General features: G+C 37.9%; 23 protein-coding genes. 6 read left to right on the top strand and 17 right to left on the bottom strand.

Translation table 11 applies throughout. From position 1 onward, the window contains the following. Positions 1-15: 15 nt before the first annotated feature. The 8 genes from M899_RS00510 to M899_RS00475 form a co-directional block, all read right to left on the bottom strand. Complete coding sequence (locus tag M899_RS00510; protein ID WP_021269484.1) at positions 16-555, bottom strand: hypothetical protein; 540 nt, start codon at positions 553-555, stop codon at positions 16-18. Between the two features lie 10 nt (positions 556-565). After that, positions 566-1,762, bottom strand: coding sequence for a hypothetical protein (locus tag M899_RS00505; protein ID WP_034727141.1), 1,197 nt, complete (start codon positions 1,760-1,762; stop codon positions 566-568). A 2-nt stretch (positions 1,763-1,764) separates the two neighbouring features. Further along, the gene (locus M899_RS00500; protein ID WP_021269452.1) at positions 1,765-3,366 is read right to left on the bottom strand and encodes a hypothetical protein; all 1,602 of its coding nucleotides are present in this window, start codon (positions 3,364-3,366) and stop codon (positions 1,765-1,767) included. A 60-nt stretch (positions 3,367-3,426) separates the two neighbouring features. Beyond that, positions 3,427-4,350 (bottom strand): hypothetical protein, encoded by a 924-nt coding sequence (locus M899_RS00495; RefSeq protein WP_021269460.1) that lies wholly within the window; start codon positions 4,348-4,350, stop codon positions 3,427-3,429. A 209-nt stretch (positions 4,351-4,559) separates the two neighbouring features. After that, entirely contained in the window at positions 4,560-6,563 is a 2,004-nt protein-coding gene (uvrB, locus tag M899_RS00490) for an excinuclease ABC subunit UvrB (RefSeq protein ID WP_021269456.1), read from the bottom strand. 54 nt (positions 6,564-6,617) lie between these two features. Further along, positions 6,618-7,091 (bottom strand): CarD family transcriptional regulator, encoded by a 474-nt coding sequence (locus M899_RS00485; protein ID WP_052610285.1) that lies wholly within the window; start codon positions 7,089-7,091, stop codon positions 6,618-6,620. A gap of 183 nt (positions 7,092-7,274) precedes the next feature. Then, entirely contained in the window at positions 7,275-8,594 is a 1,320-nt protein-coding gene (locus M899_RS00480) for a Na+/H+ antiporter NhaC family protein (RefSeq protein WP_021269497.1), read from the bottom strand. Between the two features lie 15 nt (positions 8,595-8,609). After that, positions 8,610-10,124, bottom strand: a complete 1,515-nt coding sequence (locus M899_RS00475) for an FMN-binding glutamate synthase family protein (RefSeq protein ID WP_021269451.1) — start codon at positions 10,122-10,124, stop codon at positions 8,610-8,612. 339 nt (positions 10,125-10,463) lie between these two features. On the opposite strand from M899_RS00475, the gene M899_RS00470 reads away from it, so the two are divergent. Further along, positions 10,464-10,958, top strand: coding sequence for a hypothetical protein (locus M899_RS00470; protein WP_021269433.1), 495 nt, complete (start codon positions 10,464-10,466; stop codon positions 10,956-10,958). 68 nt (positions 10,959-11,026) lie between these two features. Continuing rightward, positions 11,027-11,656, top strand: coding sequence for an ImmA/IrrE family metallo-endopeptidase (locus M899_RS00465; protein ID WP_021269422.1), 630 nt, complete (start codon positions 11,027-11,029; stop codon positions 11,654-11,656). A 163-nt stretch (positions 11,657-11,819) separates the two neighbouring features. Here M899_RS00465 and ndk read toward each other — a convergent pair whose 3' ends face one another. From ndk to sucC, 3 genes are read right to left on the bottom strand one after another with little or no spacing between them, the layout of a single operon-like run. Continuing rightward, positions 11,820-12,242 (bottom strand): nucleoside-diphosphate kinase, encoded by a 423-nt coding sequence (gene ndk, locus M899_RS00460; RefSeq protein ID WP_021269419.1) that lies wholly within the window; start codon positions 12,240-12,242, stop codon positions 11,820-11,822. A gap of 27 nt (positions 12,243-12,269) precedes the next feature. Then, positions 12,270-13,148 carry a succinate--CoA ligase subunit alpha gene (gene sucD, locus M899_RS00455; RefSeq protein WP_021269485.1) on the bottom strand — a complete coding sequence of 293 codons (879 nt, stop codon included), beginning with the start codon at positions 13,146-13,148 and terminating at the stop codon, positions 12,270-12,272. A 2-nt stretch (positions 13,149-13,150) separates the two neighbouring features. Continuing rightward, entirely contained in the window at positions 13,151-14,323 is a 1,173-nt protein-coding gene (gene sucC / locus M899_RS00450; protein ID WP_021269480.1) for an ADP-forming succinate--CoA ligase subunit beta, read from the bottom strand. Between the two features lie 164 nt (positions 14,324-14,487). Between sucC and M899_RS00445 the strand changes: the two genes are divergently transcribed. Continuing rightward, on the top strand, positions 14,488-15,369 hold the full coding sequence (locus tag M899_RS00445) for an MBL fold metallo-hydrolase (protein WP_021269448.1): 882 nt from the start codon (positions 14,488-14,490) through the stop codon (positions 15,367-15,369). On the opposite strand, the gene M899_RS00440 is transcribed toward M899_RS00445, so the two are convergent. After that, on the bottom strand, positions 15,356-16,912 hold the full coding sequence (locus M899_RS00440) for a DUF4339 domain-containing protein (protein ID WP_021269502.1): 1,557 nt from the start codon (positions 16,910-16,912) through the stop codon (positions 15,356-15,358). The genes M899_RS00445 and M899_RS00440 overlap by 14 nt on opposite strands. A 79-nt stretch (positions 16,913-16,991) precedes the next feature. Here M899_RS00440 and M899_RS00435 point away from each other — a divergent pair, with 79 nt between their 5' ends. The 3 genes from M899_RS00435 (at position 16,992) to M899_RS00425 (ending at position 19,108) form a co-directional block, all read left to right on the top strand. Further along, the gene (locus M899_RS00435; RefSeq protein WP_021269415.1) at positions 16,992-17,921 is read left to right on the top strand and encodes an arginase family protein; all 930 of its coding nucleotides are present in this window, start codon (positions 16,992-16,994) and stop codon (positions 17,919-17,921) included. 73 nt (positions 17,922-17,994) lie between these two features. Next, entirely contained in the window at positions 17,995-18,462 is a 468-nt protein-coding gene (locus M899_RS00430) for a Spy/CpxP family protein refolding chaperone (protein WP_021269417.1), read from the top strand. 100 nt (positions 18,463-18,562) lie between these two features. Continuing rightward, positions 18,563-19,108 (top strand): hypothetical protein, encoded by a 546-nt coding sequence (locus tag M899_RS00425; RefSeq protein WP_021269425.1) that lies wholly within the window; start codon positions 18,563-18,565, stop codon positions 19,106-19,108. Positions 19,109-19,297: 189 nt separating this feature from the next. Here the strand turns inward: M899_RS00425 and M899_RS00420 are convergent, their stop codons facing one another. From M899_RS00420 to M899_RS00400, 5 genes are all read right to left on the bottom strand, one after another. Beyond that, a complete protein-coding gene (locus M899_RS00420) occupies positions 19,298-22,459 on the bottom strand; it encodes an efflux RND transporter permease subunit (protein WP_021269476.1) in 3,162 nt (1,053 codons plus the stop codon). Between the two features lie 74 nt (positions 22,460-22,533). Beyond that, positions 22,534-22,788 (bottom strand): hypothetical protein, encoded by a 255-nt coding sequence (locus M899_RS00415; RefSeq protein WP_021269444.1) that lies wholly within the window; start codon positions 22,786-22,788, stop codon positions 22,534-22,536. Then, the gene (locus M899_RS00410; RefSeq protein WP_021269429.1) at positions 22,788-23,555 is read right to left on the bottom strand and encodes an enoyl-ACP reductase FabI; all 768 of its coding nucleotides are present in this window, start codon (positions 23,553-23,555) and stop codon (positions 22,788-22,790) included. Before M899_RS00410 ends, M899_RS00415 begins: the two co-directional genes overlap by 1 nt. 98 nt (positions 23,556-23,653) lie before the next feature. Next, complete coding sequence (locus M899_RS00405) at positions 23,654-24,373, bottom strand: response regulator transcription factor (protein ID WP_021269428.1); 720 nt, start codon at positions 24,371-24,373, stop codon at positions 23,654-23,656. Continuing rightward, on the bottom strand, positions 24,366-25,047 hold a 682-nt coding region (locus M899_RS00400; RefSeq protein WP_034727133.1), incomplete at its 5' end, for a sensor histidine kinase. The genes M899_RS00405 and M899_RS00400, both read right to left, overlap by 8 nt.

Genomic DNA, 25,047 nt, shown 5'->3' with positions numbered 1-25,047 from the left:
TAAACCCGTCTTAAATTATTGCATCTGACAGCCAGAAGCTTTACTCATAATTGTTGTATAGAACATAATCATTGCTTCATCAGCTGGAGTGAAACCTCTTCTCGTTGCTCCACCTTCATCAATAAGACCATACATATAAGTATTGATGGCATAGTATACTGATTTAGGAACATTAATTGTTTGAGTACACTGACCTTTTTTATAACGAACTGTTACACCCCATGAGATTCCGTCATTACATGTATCACATGTATCATATCCGTCTTTGCCCCCTGTAATAATAACAGCGCCACCTGAAGAAGAATTACCTAGGTTCTCTCCTACTGTGAATTCAACTTCAAATCCACCGTAACGATTAGTTACTGAGTGAAGAGTACATAGTGATCCATAACAAGCTACGGCCGCATCACGGTCTACTTGCATTAGAATATCGGCATCAGAAAATCTATTTTGAAAATCAAATTGATCTTCACCACCACCAAAGAAATCATCTACGTCTCCAGCAAAAGCTGCAAGAGAAGCAACAAGCGTTAACATTGCTAAAAGTTTTTTCATATTCATCTCCCTAATTGGCACCATTCCCATGAATTGGGCCGCATGTATTATTACAAATTCCAACGTAATCGTGTTGATGTATTTTTAAAAATTCGTTTTGTTTCCCATAGGTCACGAGATAATGTCTCAAGTGATCTGTGTCGCGAAATTCAAGTTGTGTACAAGTATATCCATTATTTGAGAACTGAAACTTCATAACATCTGTCATTGGTGGTGTAGATTCAATCGTTCCATTCTTTTTATTGGCCTGAACATTACAAATTTGAATTGGTCCTTCATTGTACTCTTGAACTTCAGCCTTCATATTATTTTGAACCACGATCTTTTTAAGGTCATGTGGTCTTAAATATTCAGGCTTAGTTTCCATTAACTTTTGACGAAGTATACAATATTCAGCATTTTCAACTTTATAATTCATTCCAAAAAATGAACCTACTGAGAACGATGAGTAACCAGTATCTTTAACAAGTGTTAAAGAATTCGAATTATACTGACCATCAATATTGTAATCGCATAGCAATTGAAATTTAGTCACAAGCCCTGAAGCAACAGGATAGCTATCACCATTATGCTCAGCAGATTCAATAATTGAATTAATATTGAAATCAAGCGAGTATTGATCAACACCAGTCGTATTAACCCAACACATATCAACAAAATACTCTCCATTCATTCTTTCAGTACCAAGATTGAAGGACAAACCATTGTCTGTGATAAGTCTTGTCCATAGAGGATTAGAAGTTGCAACGTTGTAAGTATCTTTACCTGCTGACGTATTTTGAGTTCTTACATTTTGAATAGACTCATCAAAGGGATTAAAGTCCCCGAGAACATATGAAAAGAAGTCAAACTGGTTAGCGACTTCGGCCGGTGAACAATAACAATTATAAGAATCACCACATTCGTTCACATAATGAATCTCATCATTTTCAATTGTATAACAGACTTGAGTTTGAGCATCTTTATGTCTCATCCCTGCATTACATACGTAGGGATCTTTAAGATTCTTCAGTCGACATGGTCCATAATAGTCGTATTCGTCTGTTGTGAAATGCCCCCAAAGAGCGGAGAAGCTGACGCAAATGTCAACATAATGAGGGTTCACTGAGCTTCCGGCGTGACAAACTTGTGCCTTATACGAAGGACAACTATTGCCAGCGTGGGCCGTGAATGAAAAAATAAATAAAGCTACAATCAGTTTAAGCATAATTAAAAATCAAAATCCGGAAGTTCTTCTTCGTCGTCATTTGTTCCAAAGCCACAATCTTTTTTCGGAAACTGATAATTTTCATATCTTGTATTTCCAAAAAATGTTCCTTCGCGACTGAATGTATATTCACTAACTTTTAGTTTTTTATTTTTTTCTATTAATGTAAAATCTAGAATAAGCTTCCCAACATATTTATCGTTCTTAACACACGAGTTGCCATTACAAACTTCTTCAAAATACGGTGGCCAAAAAGAACTCTTAAAGAATCGTGATATAGAACGAAGAGCGTCTTTAACACCTGTGAAGCCTTTTCCGTTAAAGTAAATCCCTTGGATATCTTTAATCAACGGAAGTTTTCCAATTTCTCCAATATTATTGAATGTTGGAATCTCATTAATTGAAGTACCACCATGTCTCATTCCAGGAATTTGATTTGGATTCATTCTAATTTGTTTTTCGATTCTTCCCTTAAGCCCTAGATAGTTTAATTCTTGATCTTTAAAGTTGATTTCAACAGTATACTTAACTTCAGGAACAAGAAGTCCCTTTTGAAGTTTCGCCCCAACACCTTGCAAAATACCTTGCCAATTTGCAGGAGCAACCCCACCATCAAACCAAGCTGTTACAAGAGATTTTTTTCCCTTAACATTTTCATAAAGTGCGTACTCAGCAACTACTGGTTGTGAGTAATCACATGCTGATGAGCAAAGATCATTAACACATTTTCTTTCACAAATATTTGAGACAAAAATGGGAAAATAGATTTCATCATATGTCGTTGAAGAGTTAACAATTTTTGGTTCAGCTAAAAAGAGATTTGAAACGGGCCATGTTGTTGGCCATGTTGGTCTCTTATCACCGATATCACTATTTGTTTTTACAACATTTTCATCAGCATTTACTGACACTCTAAATGGAAGCTGTTTTAAGGCCGTTAAATCCGAACTCTTCCCACTTGCATCACCTGCTTCATAAATAGCAAGCATCCCAAGAGCATCAGATGTTTTAATTTTATTTGATCTGAAAAAGTCATAACTTAAACATTCAGGGGCCACATCAAAGCTAAGTACAATTGAGCTATCTACATTTGGCTTAAAAAAACAAAATGGTCCTTTAAAATTGGCCGCATTATTTGAAATACGCTCAACTGAACAACCTGGTTGTTTTTCGGGATAAACAAGTCCTGCTTTAGAGAAGTCAGTAACTTGATATACAATACAGCTATTAAGTAGATCTCTTCTATCTCTTAGTCTTTGATTGCGCTCATCTTTAGTTTGAAGTTTTTCAACTGGTGAATTCTTTAACGAACAAGAATCCCCTTGCATCGTTAAATCATCATTAATCGAGTAAGTTAGAAATTCATCAGATAAAACAAAGTTCTCTAGTGAAACGGCAAACATCAAGTACTTATTTGAAGCTGCTGTTTTGAAACAATTCTCTGCGCTTATACTTGGTCTGTCATGAATCGCTCTGAGATCATTATAGAAATAGAAAGATTCATTTTTAGGATCTAGGGCCATATTCAACTCGCTAGGAACCAACACATCAGTACATGCGAGAGCTTTAAATGATAAAAGAAAGCAAATAAGAATTCTAATCATAACGACCCATTTAATTGGCCCAAGGTTTCCCCTGGGCCATTTATTTATTTTGAAAATAAATTATTCAGCAACTTCGTTGAAAGAAGAGTAAGTACAAACTCTAGCTTGTTGCTTCTTCCACTTTCTTACACTTGTAAGACCTTCTCTGTTTGTCTCTTTGAAAGTGTAACGAACATAACAACCCTTAAGGTCTTTTGCCATGTTGTAACCTTTTACAAAGTTAGCAAGTTGACCAGCGTCGAAAGTTCTAGCACCGTATACTTTGCTGATGACTTCACCAGACTTAGTTTTACAGTAAAGAGTAGCTTCAGCTGTTAGACCAGCAAGTGTGTAGTATGGAGTTTGGTGGTATACTGTATCAGTAGTTCCAAGATCCCACTCATATGTGTCGTTATCACCTGCGATGTCAGTAATAGTTGCAGATAGATCTACACCCCAGTTAAGTTTGTCACTGTTGTTGTATGAACCTGGGTAAGTGATTTGTGGCGCTCTGAAACATACATCTACGTAGTACTCAGCACCATATCTTTCAGAACCTAGCTCGAAGCTTAGGTTAAGAAGTTGGTTAGAGAATTTATCAGCTTCTTCTACAACAGTATTGTACTGAGCTGTTGCAGCTGTTTTGTTGATATTTCTGATATTAGTTGGAAGTTCACCATTGTCTGACCAATTAGCAACACGAGCACTCATGAAATCAAGTCTGTACTCACCATCTCCGCGAGATGTATTTGTAGTAGCATCAAAACCACCTGTACAAACACAGTTACACGCTTGACCTTCCTCACAAAGAGCAGGGTTACAAGAAACAGTTGGGTTAGCTCTTTCATAACAAACTCTTGTTGAGTAACCAAGGTGCTTAAGACCTGCGTTACAAGCATAAAGAGATGTTCCTGAAGAAGAAACTTCGAATTTGAACGTTAAGCTAACGGCCTGTGCAGATAGAGCACTGAAAACCATTACGGCTGCCAATAAAAACTTTTTCATCGCGACTCCTTTAAAGTTGAGCGTTAAAGTTACGGGTAAATTATTTAGGAGGCTTATACATTTGCGTCATAGGAAAGAAAATGAGAATCATCACTTTTTCATGATTAAAATAATTTATTTTTGATATAATTTTAGGTGTTTAAATAAATTTAAATCACAATTCTTATGATATAAAAACTATTTAAATGTATGAAAAATTAAATAAATAACTATGAAAGGAGAAGTCTAGCTTCTTTTAATGACTTGATTTCATCACGAACTTCGGCGGCCTTTTCAAATTCCAAATCGCGAGAATATTCCTTCATTAAAATTTGAAGTTCAGCTATTTTTTGATCGAGAGAGTTCAGTGAAAGTACTTCTTTTTGAACATCTTTTTTGGATTTAGATTTTTTCTTATTGCCTCTAAGTGTTTCAATGACTCCACCAGAAACAGACTTTTTAACAGTTGTCGGCGTAATACCATGATCAGTATTGTACTGCTCTTGAATATCTCTTCTTCGCTTAGTTTCACTAATGGCGCGTGCCATACTTTTCGTTTCTTTATAAGCATAAAGAAGAACACGTCCCTCGCTATTTCTAGCAGCTCGTCCAATGGTCTGAATAAGTGATCTTTCAGAACGCAAAAACCCTTCTTTGTCTGCATCTAAAATACCAACAAGTGCCACTTCCGGAATATCTAATCCTTCTCGTAATAGATTGATTCCAACCAGAATATCGAACTCACCTAAGCGAAGATCGCGGATAATTTCCATTCTTTCAATTGTATCAATATCCGAGTGAAGGTAGCGAATGCGCATACCAACACTTTGGTAGTAACTGGTTAGTTCTTCGGCCAATTTTTTAGTTAAAGTCGTCACAAGAACTCTAAAGCCTTCTTTGATAACTTTTTTAGCTTCTACTAATAAGTCATCAACTTGGTCACTGGCATCGCGAACTTCAATATTAGGATCTAACAAACCAGTTGGTCTGATAATCTGTTCTACATACTCTCCACCCGAGTGCTCTAACTCATAATCTGCAGGAGTGGCAGAAACATAGAGAACATAATCTTTTCTCTCTTCAAATTCTTTGAAGTTTAATGGCCTATTGTCTAGAGCGCTTGGCAGACGAAAACCATAGTTCACAAGATTTTCTTTTCTCGCCCTATCCCCTCTGAACATACCTCCGACCTGAGAGACTGTTATGTGAGACTCATCAATTATAAGAAGGTAATCATCTTTGAAATAATCTATTAATGTTGGAGGTGGCTCACCAGCTTTAGAGCCAGTCATATGGCGAGAGTAGTTTTCAATCCCAGAACAAAAACCCATTTCTTCTAACATCTCAAGATCGAGCATCGTTCTTTGCTCAAGTCTTTGCCTTTCTACAAGTTTTTCTTGTTCTTGCAATTCAGTAAGTCTTTCACGAAGTTCAATTTTAATTGTCTCAATTGCTTCTTCTAATCTTTCCTCGCCAACAACATAATGTGATTTTGGATAGATTGAAATTTTCTTTAAAGGATTTAACACTCTCCCACGCAGTGGATCCACCATGGAGATTGATTCAATTTCATCATCAAAAAATTCTATACGAACAACATCACTTTCTTCGTGGGCCGGAAACACTTCTACAACATCTCCGCGAACTCTAAACTTACCACGAGAAAAATCCACATCGTTTCTTTCAAACTGAATGGCAACAAGACGCTTTAACAATTCGTCGCGATCGACAATATCACCAACAAATAAATCAATTCTTTGATTAAAATATTCTTCAGGAGAACCTATACCGTAGATACAACTCACACTGGCCACAATGATAACATCTTCACGCTCTAAAAGAGACCGAGTGGCCGCGTGACGAAGCTTATCAATTTCATCATTAATGGACGAATCTTTTTCAATGTAAGTATCTGACCCAGGCACATAGGCCTCGGGCTGATAATAGTCATAGTAAGAGACAAAGTATTCTACTGCATTTTCAGGAAAGAATTCTTTAAACTCAGCATAAAGCTGTGCGGCCAAAGTTTTGTTATGGGCCAACACCAAAGTTTTTTTGCCAAGTTTTTGGATGACATTGGCCATGGTAAACGTTTTACCAGAACCTGTTACACCTAGGAGTGTTTGCTCCTTTTTCCCCTCTTCAAATCCCTTTACAAGCGCACGAATGGCCTCAGGCTGGTCACCACAAGGATCGAACTTAGATTTTAATTTAAAGGGAGATTTTGTATTCACGAGACCATTTTAAAAGAAAGACATAAAAAAAGGCCACCTTTAAGTGGCCTTTAATTAATTAAAAAATGAATCGAGATTGCCGTCGACTTCTTTCTTATCGACTCCCTTTGATAGGGAAATTTCCTGGGAAATAAGATCACGACACTGCTCTAACATCTTCTTCTCGCCAAAGCTTAGATTCTTTTTTTGTTTAAGAAGAAACAGTGCTCTTAAGACGTCAGCGATCTCAATGATCGATCCCGTTTTAAGTTTTGTCATATAATCTCTATAACGACGATTCCAAGTTGAGTTATCAACTTTTACGTCATGGTCACCTAATAGCTCGTAAACAGCATCAATTTCACCATCGTCAACAAGACCGCGTACGCCAGTCTCGCTGTCAGTTGGCACCATAACAGTCATCCCATTGGCAATAATCTTGATGATATAGAAGTATTTCTTCTGCCCACCGAAGTCTCGCTCCTCGATATCACAAATTTGTCCCACACCATGGCCTGGACAAACAGCATGATCGCCAATTTTAAACATTTCGACCTCCATAACAGATAAATCGAATTTGTTATACCGCAACGCACCCCTCTTCTCAATGAAGTTTGAAAAGTTTACAGGACTGTAGAATTTAAATAGATGAAACGGCCATGACCTTGTTATAAGGGGCACTTTTTTCAAATACGCCCCATGAAAACAGTATGATATGACGCTACTCAAGGCCTAAAATGAGGCACTTTTTCGGTATGAAACATAAATAATATTTATGACAGCAACAAAAGCGAGCACCCAGCAGTAATAGGCCGTGGCCGTGACTTCAAATGGCGAGAGCTTAAATGAGCTCGCCACCAATAGGGCCTGGGCACCATAAGGTATAAGGCCTTGAAAAACACAGCTAAAGACATCCATTAAGCTCGCTGAGCGACGTGGGCTTAGGCCATGATTATCAACAATCTCTCTGGCCAATGGACCAGTGACAATAATGGCCACTGTATTATTAGCAGTACAAATATCAACAATCGATACCATAATACTAACCCCAAACTCTTTCACAAGATTAGAAAGTGGCCCTTTTTTGGCCGAAGCTTTAATGATGGCCTTTTCAATAGGATAAAGTAGAACCTTCATTCCTCCTTGCGATTTAACAATTGCACTCAATGCCCCAATAAACATGGAGAGAAGAAAAATCTCCTGCATTGATTTGAAGCCTTCAAAGATATCTTGAGAAAATTTCAGATAGCTATAATCTTTCACCCCAGACATGGCCACGATGCCCGCAAAGAGAACTCCCGTCATAAGCACCACGAAAACATTTATCCCCAGAAGTGCTAAGATTAAAATCGCCAGATATGGGGCAATTTTAATAAAGTGATAATCTTCGATTTTTAAAGATAAGTTTTCTACTGGAATTGTAAATAGAAAGAGAATTGTGATTATGGCCGCAGGAAGAGCAATATAAATATTCTCTCTAAACTTATCCTTCATAGCACAGCCCTGTGAACGAGTGGCTGCAATAGTTGTATCAGAAATTATCGATAAATTATCTCCAAACATTGAGCCACCTAAAACAACACCGGCCAGAAGACTCATGTCAATTCCCGTCTTCTCACCAAGAGCGTAAGCAATCGGTGAGATCGCAGCGATTGTTCCCATCGAAGTCCCCATAGCTGTTGACACGAAGGCAGCAATTACAAAAAGACCTGGAATGATAAATTGCAGAGGAATGATACTCAATCCAAAATTGACAGTGGAGTCCACTCCCCCTGAGGCCTTGGAAACAACGGCAAAGGCCCCGGCCAGAAGATAGATTAAGCACATTGAAATAATATCTTTATTTCCAGCTCCTCGAACTAGAGTATCAAGAGTTGAAGTTAAATCCTTCCCTCCTAAAATAACCGCCAAAATAAGAGCTGGGATAATCGCGACAGGTGCAGGGAATTGATAGAATGCATAGTCTACACCCTGAGCATGAAGGTAACTTCCCACTCCAATGAAAATAGCAAGAAACGTAAATATTGGTAGTAGTGATAGTTTTGCTTTCATGACATTGCCCTAATTTTAATTTGTCTTTTTCTCTAACAAATATTCTTTCATTGATATAAATTGAGGATCATCTTTTTCGTAGCCGAATATATCAGATAAAGTTGAAAACTTATTCACCCCTGAACTAAATTCAATATCGCTACCTTTAAACTGGCAAGGATGTTCATACCCGGCCGCATGTGAAAGTTGTAACAGCTCTTTGCGAAGATGATAAATATAATTTTTAAAGCTCACGCCTTTTTCTTCAACGTTTACTCCGGCCTCAAGCCATTTATTTTGAGTCGCAATTCCGGCCGGGCAGTGTCCAGTGTGGCACTTTTGCGCTTGAATACAACCTATACTTAACATCGCTTCTCTAGCTATATGAATAATATCACAACCTAAGGCCATGGCGATAATTGATCTATCGGGAAAACCCAATTTCCCAGAACCAATCCAAACAATGCGCTGACTAATCCCCTTCTTTTGAAATATCTGATAGACTCTTGAAAATCCAATTTTAAAAGGAAGGGAGACGTGATCTGCAAAAGTCAAAGGAGCGGCCCCCGTTCCCCCTTCTCCTCCATCAATTGTTATAAAGTCTGGTCCACAATTTCTCTCTTTCATAATATCAGCAAGTTCATACCAAAAATTATCTTGTCCAATGGCCGATTTAATTCCGACAGGAAGACCTGTAGCACTTGCAATTTTTTCGATGAAATCGACAAGTTCACTCGCATTAGAAAATTCGGTATGGGAGTTGGGAGACATACAATCCACACCCATAGGAATATCTCGCACTCTACTAATCTCAGGAGTTATTTTTGCTGCGGGAAGTATACCACCCTTACCAGGTTTTGCTCCTTGAGATAATTTGATTTCGATGGCCTTTATATTTGGAACTTCAGTGCAACGAGCGACAAGTTTTTCAAGTGAGAATGTCCCATCATGATTACGACAACCAAAATACCCCGTTCCAATTTGCCACATAATATCAGCTCCGTGCAGATGATAATCACTCACACTTCCCTCACCTGTATTGTGATAACATCCAGCAAGGAGAGCTCCCTTATTGAGAGCGCTAATGGCATTTTTTCCAAGGGAACCAAAACTCATTCCTGAAATATTTATGATTGATGAAGGTCGATACGCCTTTGCTCGCTTATTAAATTCCCCCAATGTCTTTAGACAAGGAATTCTAGTGGGATCCTCTTTTAACTTAAAGGCCTTTTGTTCTGGAAAAGGTATGCCTGCATTTTTAATAATGGGATAGCCCACCGAGTAGATGATCTCACTAGTCCCAAAACCGAAAGTGTTATTTTCATTATTTGCAGATGAATATATCCAGTCTCTTTCAGATCGGTTAAAGGGTTGCTCCTCCTTATCATTCGCAACCCAATACTGACGAAGTTCAGGTCCAATGAGCATAAGTAAATAGCGAAGGTGACCTACTATGGGAAAGTTGTGAATGATCGCGCGTTTTTTTTGAATGAAAACATCATAAAGAAAAATCAGCGCAAACACTGCAAGTATCCCAATAAGAATCTCCATACACTCTCCTTAATTCCTCTATTTTAGCGCTAATTTAATTTACACTTATGCAATATCAATAAATTAAGATTAAATTGAAAATTCCCTCTCTAAGTGTGAGGGAGTGCTTTAGAAAATGTGCAACTCCCTTCTCAAATGTGTAAAGCTTTTCACAATTAACTCCAGTTAAATTGAATAAAGTAAATGTAGTCAAAGTTGAAAAACCAGAGGAATTCTTAAAGGTCGCAGTTCTTATTGAAATGTGGTGATGTCTAAATTACTTAGGCCTTAATTTACTGAAATATAAACTCCTCCCCCTTCTCATCTCCATATAATCAAATAAAGATTGTGGGAGATCTTATGAAACTATTCCAGCTCATACTTCTTTGTTTTATCTTGGGTGCATGTGGAAAAATGCTAGAGGAAGGAGATGCGAAAGTTTCAAGCCATTACGTTTCGGCCTTTACAAGCTCTGATCCGACATTTGATAATTACAAAAATGATTTCGAGGACAACTACTACCAAGAGACAGGTCTTTCAATTAATACTTCAGCAATTAATATCAACTTTGTAGATTCAATTGAGGAAAATAGCTCTTTTATTGCTGTTTGTATTATTTGGGGTAATAGAAAAGATATCCTCGTCAAAACAACTTATTGGGATGCTGTAGGCGAAGATACTAAACAGTCAATCATCCACCATGAACTTGGCCATTGTGCTTTAGGAAAAGGACATAATAACGAAATCGATGAAAAAACGGGACGTCCTCTTTCTCTCATGCATTCAAATATTGTTAGCGGTACAATGTTCATGAGCTTCTTTGAAGAATATATCCAAGAGCTTTTCAACCAATGATCTGCACTTTTTATACGTAAAAAATTCAATTCTTTATGAAGTTGCCATGATTATGATAGATGAGTCCCATGAAGATCATCATCATTGCTCTATTGGCAATTACAAGCTCATTTGCGGCGATCTCCGAACAATCCTATACGGAACTATCAACGGAAGTCTTTGGCCTATTTAAGAATGAATTCTCGCGCTTAGATTACCCTGTAGAACTTGAGCTATTTTGGAAAGGTGGACTTCCCTTGGCCATCACAAGCTTTGAGCAAGAAGAGGACCCTGCGAATAATCATTATGCTATCTCACTATGGGGTGGGCTTGCTCGCCACAAGAATATGGATGAGAAGGGCTGGATATTTAGTGTTTGCCATGAGATTGGCCACATTATCGGTGGCGCACCTCATGTGCAGGACGAGAAAAACTCGTGGGGTTCTGTAGAGGGACAGGCCGATTTTTTTGCGACTTCTGTATGCTTGCCCAAATATTACAAAAATGCAGATGAGAATGAATTAAAGATTATTCGCTATGAAACGGCACAGAGTCTTGCTAATTTTTTTAATGAAAGTGATAGTGAACAATGGGCAAGTGTCGAGGTTCTTAGTAAAGAGATTGTGTTAGAAACAATCTTAGATGACTACCCATCAAATCAATGCCGTGTTGATACAATCAGATTAAACGAAAGATTAGAATGTTGGTTTAAAAAATAGAAAGGCCCGATCTCTCGGGCCTTTTTTATTTTAGATTTATTAGAATCTAGAAATAACTTCGTTCTTGTCGACCTAGCGAGGAGGGCCTCAAAGAGGGCCACCGGAGCGTAGGCTTTTTCGACAAAAAAAAAGCCTGGCATACACCAGGCTCTATTTCAACATATTAGAAACGTGAAATAACTTCGTTCTTGTCGAAAAAGTAGTTAATTTCTCTTTCAGCAGATTGAAGAGAGTCAGAACCGTGAACAGCGTTTTCACCGATTGACTTAGCGTAAAGCTTTCTAAGAGTTCCCTCAGCAGCTTCAGCTGGGTTAGTTGCACCCATGATTTGTCTGTTTTTATCAACTGCGTTTTCACCTTCAAGTGCCATAATTACTACAGGACCTGAAGTCATGAAAGAAACTAGCTCACCAAAGAAAGGTCTTTCTTTGTGCTCAATATAGAATCCTTCAGCTTTTTCTTTTGAAAGTACTGTAAGTTTACAAGCAGCAATTCTTAGACCTTCGTCTTCGAATTTCTTAATGATGTTACCAATATTGTTATCAATTGTAGCATTTGGCTTAATGATACTAAGTGTTCTTTCCATTTTTAAACCTCTCCTTAAAAAAGCTTATTAGTTTCTATTTTTTAAAACTTCTTCCATTTTTTGACCTAGTTCATTTGGTGAACGAGAAACAGTTACACCACATTCTTCTAGGATTTTGAACTTAGCTTCTGCTGTATCGTCTCCACCAGCGATAAGTGCACCAGCGTGACCCATTCTCTTACCTGCAGGAGCAGAAGCACCAGCGATGAAAGAAACAACAGGCTTAGTCATATTTTTCTGGATCCATCTAGCAGCATCAGCTTCAGCAGAACCACCGATTTCACCGATCATAATTACAGCTTCTGTATCAGGATCTTTTTCAAAAAGCTCTAGTACGTCGATGAAGTTTGTACCATTTACAGGGTCTCCACCGATACCAACACAAGTTGATTGACCGATATCTCTTTGAGTTAACTGATAAACAGCTTCATATGTAAGAGTACCTGAACGAGAAACAACACCTACTTTCCCTGGCATGTGGATGTGACCTGGCATAATACCGATCTTACACTCACCTGGAGTGATCACACCTGGACAGTTTGGTCCAATAAGTCTTGTCTTAGTTCCTTTTAGTGCGGCCTTTACTTTAACCATATCTAAAATAGGAATCCCTTCAGTGATCGCGATAACTAGTGGCATACCAGCATCAACACACTCAAGGATTGCGTCAGCAGCAAATGGAGGTGGAACCATAACCATAGCGGCATTAGCACCAGTTTTTTCCATAGCTTCTTTTACTGTATTAAAAACAGGGAAACCTTCATGAACAGTTCCACCCTTACCTGGAGTTACACCACCAACAAAGTTAGTACCGTAATCTCTTGATTGAAGAGAGTGAAAAGTTCCTTGCTTACCTGTAAAACCAATTGTGATTAGTTTTGTGTCTCTGTTAATTAGAATGGCCATGATTAAGCCTCCCCTTTTGCAGCAGCTACAACTTTCTGAGCAGCATCACCAAGATCGTCAGCAGCGATAATTTTCAGTCCAGACTCAGAAAGAAGTTTCTTTCCAAGTGCTACGTTTGTACCTTCAAGACGTACAACAAGTGGAACCTGAATTCCTAGTTCTTTAGCAGCAGCAACAACACCTTCAGCGATGATGTCACACTTCATAATTCCACCGAAAATGTTAACAAGAATTGCTTTTACATTATCGTCAGAAAGAATGATTGAGAATGCTTTTTGAACAGCTTCTTTAGTAGCTCCACCACCCACATCTAGGAAGTTAGCTGGCTCACCACCGTGAAGTTTAATAATATCCATAGTCCCCATCGCTAGACCGGCACCATTTACTAGACAACCAATATTTCCATCTAGAGAAATATATGAAAGTCCAAATTCCTTAGCTTCAAGTTCTTTTTCAGATTCTTCAGTTGGATCCATCATTGCTTCAACTTCAGGGTGTCTAAAAAGAGCGTTATCATCAAAGTTAAGTTTTGCATCTAGTGCAATGAAATTCCCTTGCTTAGTTTTAACAAGTGGATTGATCTCAGCAACAGAGCAATCATACTTCATATAAAGATCGTATAGACCTTTGAAGAATTTAGCAGCTTCTTTAACTTCGTTAGCATCTTTAATACCGATACCGTAAGCAAGTTTTCTACCAACGAATGGAGTGAAACCAGCTGCTGGATCGATAGCAACTTTAATGATTTTTTCAGGTGTTTCTTCTGCAACTTTTTCAATTTCAACACCACCCTCAGAAGAGGCCATCATTGTAACTTTACCAGTTCCTCTATCAAGAACGACACCAGCATAGTACTCGTGATCGATGTCACAACCTTCCTCAACAAGAAGAGTTAGAACCTTCTTACCTTCTGGTCCAGTTTGGTGAGTTACAAGTGTTTTACCAAGGATGTCTTCAGCGTGAAGTTTTACTTCATCTAATGACTTCGCTAGCTTTACACCACCAGCTTTTCCTCTACCACCTGCGTGAATTTGCGCCTTAACAACCCAAATGTTTCCACCGAGCTTCTTAGCTCCTTCAACTGCTTCGTCCACAGTCTTTGCGACCTGGCCGCCTAGGACACTGAGACCCATATTTCTCATTAGTTCCTTGGCCTGGTACTCGTGTACGTTCATAAAAAAACTCCTAAGATTTTTAATTTGGAATCAAATTTGTTCCCATAATAGTCGTGTCGCCATCATCATACTAGGAGCATCGCTTCATAACAAGTTGAATTCTCTTGATTTTTTTGCTCTACTATTCAGATTAGGTGTAAAATAGGGATAAAAGGACAATTTATATGACAAAATCTAAACAATATTACTGCTTACAACCGGCAAAATTTAAGCTCGACGGGGGTGCAATGTTTGGCATCATCCCAAAACCATTATGGAACAAAGTACATCCAAGCGATGAAGACAATCGTATTGATTTAGCGCTGCGTTTAGAGCTTATTAAAACAGAAAATAAAATCATTATTGTAGACACTGGAATCGGCGATTACCACGGAGACAAGTTTGATGGGCACTTTGATGTAAGAGGGGCCAAGTCTCCCCTCGTTAAGGCCCTAAACGAGATTGGCCTAAAAGCTGATGATGTAACAGACATCATTATTAGTCATATGCACTTTGATCATATCGGTGGTCTAGGTCAACAAACGCAAAATGGCATTGAGCCAGTATTTCAAAAAGCAAAACTTCACTTACATAAATCTCACTACGAGTATGCTCACAATCCAACAGAAAGAGATGCTGGTTCATTTCATATGCACTACTTTGATCCGATGATTGAGTGGTACAAAGAGCATAAGCTGGTGCAGTGGCATGACGGAGAAGAAGGAACAATTATTGCCATGGAAGAAGGTGACATCAAGTTCAAGTGCTCATTTGGACACACTCCTTGGTTGATGCACCCCTATGATGAAAAGTTTATTTATCTTTCGGACTTAATCCCAACTTCAAACCACATCCATATTCCATGGGTAATGGGCTATGACATCAACCCTGGTGTGACGACAGAGTACAAAAGAAAGTTCTTAGACTTTGTTTGCGATAATAAACTAACGGCCATATTCGAACACGATCCCGTTTATTGGGGAGCGAAAATTGAAAATGATGGAAAAAAATATGTGGCCTCAACAAGATATGAGGCGGCGGAGCTTTCGGTCTTTAAAATTGATTGATCTGCGACTCTAGATTTTGAATTTGTACCTGTGTCTTTTGAATGAGTTCATTGACACGGGTACGAAATGTTTCTTCCAGTTCTCTCTTGGCCTTTTTTCTTAGCCATTTTTTATTTCCAGTCATAGTTACCATATCACTAACCATTTCGCCGTAGGCCCTATAATCTTCGATAATCTGTTTAAAGTACTGAGCATCGCCATGAGAAACCCTTTCATACTCTAGCAATTTACGATTAGTCTCAAGGACAATATTTTGAAATAGCGGGGAAATCGAAGTGATATATTCCTTTTCAAATTCTTCGATACTCTGACCATTTAGCGCCTTTTCGAGAAAAGCAAAGTAGGATTTATCAGTTCTTTGAATCATACTAAGTAAAGTACGATACTTTTCAAGACGCTCTTTAAAAGGTCTCAGTTCTTTTTCTTTGATACGATCACGATAATTTTGTAAATCACGAAGAAAATCTTCATTCTCTTTCGGGTGAAGGAGAACTCTTAGCTTCTTAACAATTGGCGCGGAGTCTTTACCGAAGTTTTGAAGTTTTTCAAAAAAACTTCCCGTTTCAACAGTGACAACAGCATCGTATTCTCCAGGAATAATTTCAGTTCCCTTCGTAAAGTTCAATTTTTTGAATTCAGCGTAAGCACCCATGCCAGAGGCCTTAGATGTAAACTCCACAACACTAGGGCCTAAAATCTGTTTATCTACACTCTTGAATGTTGCCGTAAAGTTTTGGGCATTCATGATATTTGTCGCAAGCCAAATGGCATTTTTATCACGAGTAAGGGCCATATACATTTCTCTATCACCCGTTACGGCAACAGCTATTGTTTGCATTTTTTTAAGTTTTGCTACAGTGATATTTTTAGGAACAACACTTTGACTCTTAAAGTTTTGAGCAACATAAAAAGAATATAGAAGGACACCAACTGTGATGGTTGCACACACAAGAACAAAGACTGGATTGGTGGCCATACTTTTAACATCACTCAGACGACTTTTTTCAACGTGATCTTGAAGGGGGATTTTTTCTCCATCAAGGTCTAGGAGCTGAAGATTAGGTGCTGTGGTGTCGTGGTGTTCACTATAATCCTCGTCTTGGTCTGGCGCGGATTCAAAATCGTCTTCAAGATCTTCTTCAAATTCTTCATCGACATCTTCGTATACATCTTCGTCTTCCAGAGCACTTTCTAACTCAATCTCTTTCTCTATTTCAACTTCTAGCTCTTGAATTTGTTCAAACTCTGGCGTTTGAGGCATATCAGGAAACTCAGGTAGAGCAACGGCCGTGTCAAAAGGAAGAGGTGGCAATGGAGGAGGAAGATCCAGCGAATCATTATCAGTAAAAGGAAGTTCAGGCATAGAGAATAAATGTGAGAACTCCTCAGTGTTGGCCACTGAGACTTTCATTTGGGCACCACTTGGGCGAACCAAACCATTTCCATCAAGTTCACCACTATTGATCATATCAATAATTTGGGACCTGCTAAAAGGACCGACTTGATGCTTATTTTCTACGACAAACCAAACTTTTTCACTCATAATATCATTTAATAGTATACTGGCGCTTAAGTAATCACAAGTAATTACACGATATTTTTATTGTTGAAAGGATGAGCAAATGAACGAAGATTATAAAGGAATACCTGACCAACTTTCTTCGAGATCACAGGATAGACTTGAAAAATATTTCAAAGAAAGTGATCAAGGCCTTGCGCAATTTCTGTTAGCAAAAAGTGATATTGGTGTCTGTCGCAATGGTGGTCGTCGTGGAGCAAAGTATGGCCCAGATGCCATAATAAATGTCTTCAAAAAACTGGCCGATCATCTCGATAAAGAAACGACATTCAATTACTCAAATGTCATCAATGATAATTGCGATGACAATTTCGATGAGCTTCAAAAAATTGAAATAGAGAATATTAAAAATTCACTTTCAACTAAAAACTCTAAGAATGTCATACATATTGGTGGTGGACACGATCATATCTACCCTCTTTTAAAGGCCCTTGAGACTAAGCATGATAAAATCCTTGTACTCAATATTGATGCACATCTAGATACTCGTGTAGACCCTCTTTTTCATTCTGGCACACCTTTTAGACAATTTGCTAATGAAACAAAAAAAGACTTTAAACTCATCCAACTAGGAATCCATGATTTTGCTAACGCAAAAAGTAACTACAATGAACTTCCCGGCAAAGGGATGGATATTTATGAACAGTCATTGATGAAAGAATGGACAAAAAATTTCACCGAATCAATTGGTACTTACATGAATGCCATTACAGAAGACTATAGCGACTATACTTTTATTCTTAGTCTTGATTGTGATGCCATTTCGAGCGATGTCATGGATGCCGTTAGCGCTGTTAACCATCGCGGAATCCCTGGCCATACTGTAAGTGAAATATTTAATTGGTATAAACTAAGAAATCAAAATCAGCACTATTATGGCATCTACGAATACAATCCTCTCTTTGATACATTATCGCAAAAAGGTGCGCGTTATCTCAGTGCCTTAATTTATGAAGTTTTAACACAAAATTGACCTAGATCATGTTTATTTTATAACTAAGGCCTATTATCTTTTATGACAGACAACCGTCATAAAAGGATTATTTATGAAAAAATTATTTTACCTTCTTTTAATTGCGACTATTTCAGTTTCATGTGCATCTCAAACTAAGAAAGAAATTGAAGCAGAAAAAAATTCAATGCCACAAATTAAAACACGTGCAGAGATGATTTCTAAAATGAATGAAGTCCTAGAGCACGCCAAAGGAATTACTCCAGAGCAAAAAGAAAAATTTGCAAATATCCATGCCGATGTTCTTGTAAAAAATCAAGAGATCGAGCAAGACATTCGCAAATTGAAAGTTATTCTTTTTGAAGGGATCATGGCCGATAAGTATGATAATAAAAAAGTTTTTGAAACGAGAAAACAGCTAGAGAAACTTTACAAACAAAGATTAGATTTAATGTTTGATGCTTACAGCAAGGTTTCAAAAGTTCTTGGAAGAAATAAAACTGACTTTTTCAGCGATCGTATTAACGAACACGTTTTCCAAGAAATTCACTTCAGATATTAATTCTAATCTCTTAGGATGCAACAATATGTTGCATCCTCTTTTACTCTCATTTTTGCGATTATTCAGCACTTAAACGAATCGCAATCTAGGAGTAAATCAAATGAAAATCCTTTTTCTTTTTCTTTCAATTATCACAACATCTCACGCGGCCCTAATTGATGTTTGGACAAATGACATCTATCTTGGCATAGAGTATTACAACCACAGACCGACTGGAAATATCTGTGTCGTTCAAATAAATGAAGTCTCTGATCTAAGTTCAAAGGGACAACATTGCAACAAGCTTGTTATTGATTTTAAGTTCACAACAAATTCTGAGCAAATACAAACAAGAGAAGATGGCGTTTCTCTTTATTCGAGAATCACCAATTATCATCACACTAGATATAAAACAAACCCAAATTGTGCTGAAGCTATTGCAGATTTCAATAACAAGGGAGAACAAGTTGATATTTACAGTGAAGACGATGATTATCTTTATAATCAGTTATTTTCTAATGAAATAAAAATCAAGGGAGCAAGTCTTCATACCTTTTTGACATTTGATAAATCTAAAAGACCAACAATGCTAAAAGTTCATAGACTTTCATGGTTCAGTGAAAAAGACTGGGATTGTAAAAATCTAATAAATGCAAACCCACTTTAAAGACAAAAAAAAACCCGCGTTTGCAGACGCGGGCTTTTTTGAGAGACATTCGACGGAGGTTTGAAAAAATCCTTTTTTCTAAGCTCCTACACACACACCTATATATAAGCAAACCTCGTGCCAACTTTTTCACGAGGTCCAAATTACATAAGTGCATGATATTACACAAGTCAAACTTAGAAAACTATGTCAATTCAATGACTGACTCATCGCACTCTCGCGACGTTTTTCTGACATGCCAACTGAATTTTTGTCCATTTTGCCAAATTTTCTATTCCAAAAATTGAGAACATCAAATGAGCATTCAATAAAGGCAGGAAGTAAAACTAGCGTAAGAATTGTCGCAAAGCATAGCCCCCAACCTAGCGATAGGGCCAGAGCTTTAGAAAAACCAGCATCACCACCAATAGCATAGGCCATGGGAAGAACCCCACCAAGAGTTGAAATACTTGTGAGTAAAATTGGACGCAATCTCATGATGGCGGCGTTGATAATCACCTGTCTTGAGCGCTCACCAAGGGACCTTGTCAAATGATTGACTGTATCAACAAGAATAAGTGAATCATTAACAACAACACCGGCCATACCAATAATTCCAACGATGGCCATAACATTTATTGTTTCACCGTGTGCGTAAAAAGCGAGGATCACACCAATAAGTCCGAAAGGAATGGCCATGATAATTAATAATGGCTGGGCCACTGACTGAAGAATAAGTGCAAGCACAAAGAAAATGAGAGCAATACAAATGAAAACCATCTTTGACATTGATTCTTTATTCTTCTTTGCTTCAATATCTGCATCATCAGTTCTAATTACAGCAGTAGGAAATTTTGCTCTTAACTCAGGAAGCATCTTCAAAATGGCCTCATTGAATAATTCTTTCTTCGTAAGATCATCTTTAAACGATAATTCCCACTTCGAAGACTTAACAAGATTTTCATGTTCGATACGTGCAAAAGAGTTCTCTTCTTTCCATTCACCTAGTGAAGAAAGTGTGACTGTACGACCGTTAGGTAGAACAATTGATATACCAGAGAGCTCTTCGAAGGAAATCTCATCAGGATTTTCATTAAAATAAGTATAAACCTGAATTCTCTCGCCCTTCATTCTAAATTCTTCAACATTACTTTTTGCAATATGACCACGAATGTATAGGGCCAAATCAAAGCGAGATAAACCATAGCTACTTAGTACTTCTTCATTTGGATGAAACACCCAACCTTTGGCCATAAAGTTGGGGTCGCGATAAACGCGATCAAAGCCAGTAATATTTTGCGAAAGATCTCTAATTGTTTGATCAATTACATTTTCATTTAAATCGTCTTTTCCTTCGACGAAAAGATTAATAACGTGATCCTTGGCATTATCATGGCCACCACGTCTTGTTTCTAAACTAAGAATTTCAAACTCGTCTGTCTTAAGGGCCTCTAAGCGCTCTTTTAAAAACTTCTCAATGAACTCTTTGTCCTGAATATAATTCTCATGATTTTGGCTAAAATAGATATAGAAGCTTGAATACTTCTCTCCTTTTTTTCTCTCACCATTAACCCATGTTCTTCCTGTGATGCCACCCCAAACAGTGTAGCGAGAAGGATCAATTTCTTTAATCAAATTATAAATTGGTTTTAACTTCTCCTGTGTTTCTTCAATTGAAGCAGATTCTTTCAATACGGCCACAATTCGTAAACTTTCATTACCAATTCTCAAATCAAATTTTAAAGGAACTTTTTTCTGGGCCAACACAAAGGACCCAATCATAAGTGCCACGAAAGAAAAAATGGCAAGATATCTAAAGCGTAGAACTTTCGCCAAAAACTTGCGGTAAAAAGATTTAAATTTAACAAAGACACCCGACTCTTTGTGTTTTGGAGCTTTCTTAACATAATGAGCGAGGTGATTTGGTAAAATAAGAAAACATTCAAACCAACTCATCACAAGGGCCGAGATGACGACAAAAGGAATACCTTTTAAAACATTTCCAATTCCACTATCAGTAAGAAGAATCGGCAAAAAGGCCACAACTGTTGTTAGAACGGCACCTGTAATTGGAATAATTGTTTTACGAACGGCCTGATAAGCAGCATCTCGCGGTTCCATTCCCGCCTCTAGATACTGTGCATACTGTTCAGCAACAATAATGGCATCATCCACGAGAATCCCAATAACTAATAACATCCCTACAACCGAGATGATATCAAGGCCAACGCCAAAGTAGCTAAGAGTAATGAATGTTGTCATATAAGAAAGAGGTAAACCAATGGCCGTCATAAGAGCATTTTTCGCTCCTAGAAATACAAATAGTGTGACAAAAACAAGAATGAAACCAAGGATCCCGTTACTATTTAAAACAGTGAGTTGTCGTTGAATAAAATGGGCCCCATTTTCGGCCTCAATAATTTTCAGTCCCATCGGAGCTTCTTCATTAAACTTTTTAATAGTCTCTTGAAGTTTTTCGTTAATCTTTAAAACATCAGATTGACCATCTTTATAGAGACTTAGTTCAACAGAGGACACACCATTAACTGTTTGAGTAACAGAAACCTTTCCTTGCTTGAAACTAACTTTTGCAACATCTTTTAATCTAATTACGCGACCAGAAGAATTTCCACTGACCACCATATTATTTAGATCTTTGACATCGTTAAAATTTTGAGCGACCTCAACGTTGATTGTCTCTCCTCTTTTTTCAATTCGACCAATTGGTAAAAACTGGAAGTAGGAAACGATCTTGCTTTGGATACTTCTTAGGTCAAGATGAAATCGAGATAATTTATTCAAGTCGAACTTAACAAAAACCGCAGGCACCGGTGCAGAGTTATCGACCTTTATGACACCTGGGATTTTTTTAAAATCATCAGCAAGAGTATTCACTCTTAACCGATGGGCCTCATTTTGATAGTCATAGTTTAAAATATTAAGCTCGGCCAACCAGAACTCTGTCATTTTCATTTTCTTTACAGAAATATTCTCAACATCACTCGGAAGATTGGCCTTTACGTTTTCCACACTGTCTTTTACTAGTTCAACAAGTTCATCTACCTCTTTGTAACTCTCTTCAAGAATTATCTGGATAGAGGTAGACCCTGGTTGTGAATTTGATTTAATCTCAGAGATCCCAGGAAAGCTTGTTACACTTTCTTCAAGTGGATATGTTACAAAATACTCAACTTGCTTGGCCGTTGCTCCAGGTAAGCTCGCGCTAATTGTGATCATTTTCATTTCCCAAGGAGGAATGAAATCTCTTTTGACACTAAATAAACATAGCGCACCCACTAGCAATAGAAATGCTGTGATGAGATTAACAACGAATGAATTATCGATGAAGTAATAGATTACTTTTTTAAACACGGTGATCCCCAGGAAAATTAGTCAATTCCCCTTACCATAAGGCACTGTGTAAGTATCTAAGAAATGAAAAAAATTTAGTGTTTAAAAACTGATAAGTACTTAGAAAGTCGACTTACACCCTGATCGATGGCGTCTTCTTTGGACTCTCTATTATAAAGGATGTCCACATGGCGCCAAATCTTCTTCGACTCCTTAAGGACAATATCGATCTCAACGCTAAAAGAGTCACCCAACTTATTAATAGTTAGGCGACCTTCTAGATTTTCATTATTTGTCAGTGGGACAAAATAATCTAAGGGAAACTCATCGAGAATCTTAGAATAATTCACTAGGCCCCAACAATGCTGATACCAGAGTCAACGTAGATCGTTTGACCTGTAACACCATTTGAAAGTGAAGAAGCAAGGTAAACAGCAGTATTACCTACGTCATCTTGAGTTACGTTTCTTCTTAAAGGTGCTTTTTCTTCAACATCTTTTAAGAATTGCTTTAGGCCCGGAACACCTGAAGCTGCAAGAGTTCTAATCGGACCAGCAGAAATACAATTTACACGAACACCTTCTGGACCTAGGTCATCTGCAAGGTAGCGCATTGAAGATTCAAGTGCGGCCTTAGCAACACCCATTACGTTGTATCCTTTAAGAACTGCTACTGAGCCGTGGTAAGTCATGGCCATAATTGAAGCATCTTTTGCAAGGATATCGCGAAGAGCATTTGTAACACCAATTAGTGAGAATGCTGAAATGTCACAGGCCATCTTGAAGCCTTCTCTTGTTGTATCTGAAAATCTTGCTTTTAGATCTGACTTATCAGCAAAAGCAAGTGAGTGTACGATAACATCAACTTCTCCCCAATTATCAGCAACAACTTTTTTCATTGCTTCATAGTGAGAATCAACTGTTACATCCATTTCAAAAGTAAAGTCCGCGCCAATCTCATCAGCAAGTGGTTGAACACGTTTTTGAAGAGCTTCGTTTAAATAACTCATCCCAATTCTTGCTCCTTGGGCCTTCATTGCTTTTGCAATCCCCCAACCGATAGACATATCGTTAGCAACACCAAGAATGAGAACTTTCTTTCCACTCATTAAACTCATAAATATTCCCTTGAAATAAGTAAAAAATATGGAGTTAACCCTAACAGGCCACAGCTTTAATGACAATAGGAAATGAGGCGATTATTCGCCTTTTTGAGTTAGGGTTTAAAGATGTAACCTACCGATCTTATTGAGATAAAATGAGCTGGTTCACGTGGATCAACTTCAAAATAACGACGCAGTCTGACGATAAAATTGTCGATGGTTCGCGTTGATGTTTCTGCATCATATCCCCAACCGTATTCTAAGAGCTCTTTTCTTGAAAGTGGTCTTCCTGGATTTGAGAAAAACAAACGCAAGACCTGTGCTTCTTGAACTGTAAGTGTGAATTCGGCGCTTGGAGTTTTTGCCACAAGTTTTTCAAGATCAACACTACTTTGACCAAAGTGAAAAACTTTTAAGGCCTCATCAAATTGTGGACTACCTTCTTCAGGAATCGCACTATACCATTCTGATTGTTGGATAAGTCTTCTTACTCTAAGAAGGAATTCATCAAGGTCAAAAGGTTTAGCAATATAATCATCAACACCATCTAAAAGACAACTTACCTTATCCTTGGCCTGATCTTTGGCCGAAAGAACTAATATAGGTGCTCTTTGATCGATTTCGCGAATGGCCTTTAATATTTTGTGGCCATCAAGAGTTGGCAACATCAAATCGAGTACGAGAAGATCTGGTTTGTTGGCCTTCCAATGCATAAGGCCCTTCATGCCATCTCTTTCGACATAGACGTCATAACCTTGCAAAGACAAATTAAGTTTTAAACCTTCAGCAATATGTTTTTCATCCTCAATAACGAGAATTCTTTTTTTAGTCATTAAACTTCACCCTTGGCAGCGTGATAGTAAATAATGAACCACAATCTTTGCCTTCACTATCAACTTTAATATTTCCCTTGTGCATTTTAACAACCTGCCAGACAAAATAGAGACCTAGTCCTGATCCTTTTGCGCTTTTACCTACTTGAAAAAACTTCTTGAAAATCTTTTTATGAAATTTCTTATCAATCCCAATACCATTGTCTTTGAAGCTAAGGGTGATTTTTGCGCCCTCTCCTAAGACATCTACTTCTAAAAGACCAGAAGAAGACTGTTTATAGCGATCAGAATTAGAAATAAGATTGAGAACGAGGGCCTCAAATAATTTTCGATCGACATGACACCAATTCTCACCACTATTTTTAATTTTAATCTCTAAATCTTCGTGCAGGTGTCTCGCCTTTTCAATTAGGGATTCCATGAATTTTGAAAGATCCACAAGAGACATTTCCCCTTTATAAGATCGATCCTCTATGCGCCCGAGATAAAGAATTTGCTCCACATTGTCGGCCAATCTCTCCGTATCTCGTTTCATAAATTCAATATATTTCAACTGCTCTTGGCGCGGAAGTTCATGCTTATAAAAAGTATCTAAGAACAATCTCAATGATGCAATTGGCGTCTTAAGTTCATGGGTAAAACCGTTGATGAAATTTTGTTGCATACGATAGAGT

The organism is Bacteriovorax sp. BSW11_IV (genome assembly GCF_000447755.1).
GTDB lineage: Bacteria > Bdellovibrionota > Bacteriovoracia > Bacteriovoracales > Bacteriovoracaceae > BSW11-IV.
This window is presented reverse-complemented; position numbering and strand designations above follow the sequence as displayed.

Excerpts from the sequence above, each read along its gene's own strand:
- M899_RS00405 (WP_021269428.1), bottom strand. The coding sequence starts at position 24,373 with ATGACTAAAAAAAGAATTCTCGTTATTGAGGATGAAAAACATATTGCT.
- M899_RS00500 (WP_021269452.1), bottom strand. The coding sequence starts at position 3,366 with ATGATTAGAATTCTTATTTGCTTTCTTTTATCATTTAAAGCTCTCGCA.
- M899_RS00435 (WP_021269415.1), top strand. The coding sequence starts at position 16,992 with ATGAACGAAGATTATAAAGGAATACCTGACCAACTTTCTTCGAGATCA.
- M899_RS00465 (WP_021269422.1), top strand. The coding sequence starts at position 11,027 with ATGAAGATCATCATCATTGCTCTATTGGCAATTACAAGCTCATTTGCG.
- M899_RS00485 (WP_052610285.1), bottom strand. The coding sequence starts at position 7,091 with ATGTTTAAAATTGGCGATCATGCTGTTTGTCCAGGCCATGGTGTGGGA.
- M899_RS00495 (WP_021269460.1), bottom strand. The coding sequence starts at position 4,350 with ATGAAAAAGTTTTTATTGGCAGCCGTAATGGTTTTCAGTGCTCTATCT.
- M899_RS00445 (WP_021269448.1), top strand. The coding sequence starts at position 14,488 with ATGACAAAATCTAAACAATATTACTGCTTACAACCGGCAAAATTTAAG.
- M899_RS00440 (WP_021269502.1), bottom strand. The coding sequence starts at position 16,912 with ATGAGTGAAAAAGTTTGGTTTGTCGTAGAAAATAAGCATCAAGTCGGT.
- M899_RS00475 (WP_021269451.1), bottom strand. The coding sequence starts at position 10,124 with ATGGAGATTCTTATTGGGATACTTGCAGTGTTTGCGCTGATTTTTCTT.
- M899_RS00470 (WP_021269433.1), top strand. The coding sequence starts at position 10,464 with ATGAAACTATTCCAGCTCATACTTCTTTGTTTTATCTTGGGTGCATGT.
- M899_RS00410 (WP_021269429.1), bottom strand. The coding sequence starts at position 23,555 with ATGAGTTTAATGAGTGGAAAGAAAGTTCTCATTCTTGGTGTTGCTAAC.
- M899_RS00430 (WP_021269417.1), top strand. The coding sequence starts at position 17,995 with ATGAAAAAATTATTTTACCTTCTTTTAATTGCGACTATTTCAGTTTCA.
- M899_RS00425 (WP_021269425.1), top strand. The coding sequence starts at position 18,563 with ATGAAAATCCTTTTTCTTTTTCTTTCAATTATCACAACATCTCACGCG.
- M899_RS00480 (WP_021269497.1), bottom strand. The coding sequence starts at position 8,594 with ATGAAAGCAAAACTATCACTACTACCAATATTTACGTTTCTTGCTATT.
- sucD (WP_021269485.1), bottom strand. The coding sequence starts at position 13,148 with ATGGCCATTCTAATTAACAGAGACACAAAACTAATCACAATTGGTTTT.
- M899_RS00510 (WP_021269484.1), bottom strand. The coding sequence starts at position 555 with ATGAAAAAACTTTTAGCAATGTTAACGCTTGTTGCTTCTCTTGCAGCT.
- sucC (WP_021269480.1), bottom strand. The coding sequence starts at position 14,323 with ATGAACGTACACGAGTACCAGGCCAAGGAACTAATGAGAAATATGGGT.
- ndk (WP_021269419.1), bottom strand. The coding sequence starts at position 12,242 with ATGGAAAGAACACTTAGTATCATTAAGCCAAATGCTACAATTGATAAC.
- M899_RS00505 (WP_034727141.1), bottom strand. The coding sequence starts at position 1,762 with ATGCTTAAACTGATTGTAGCTTTATTTATTTTTTCATTCACGGCCCAC.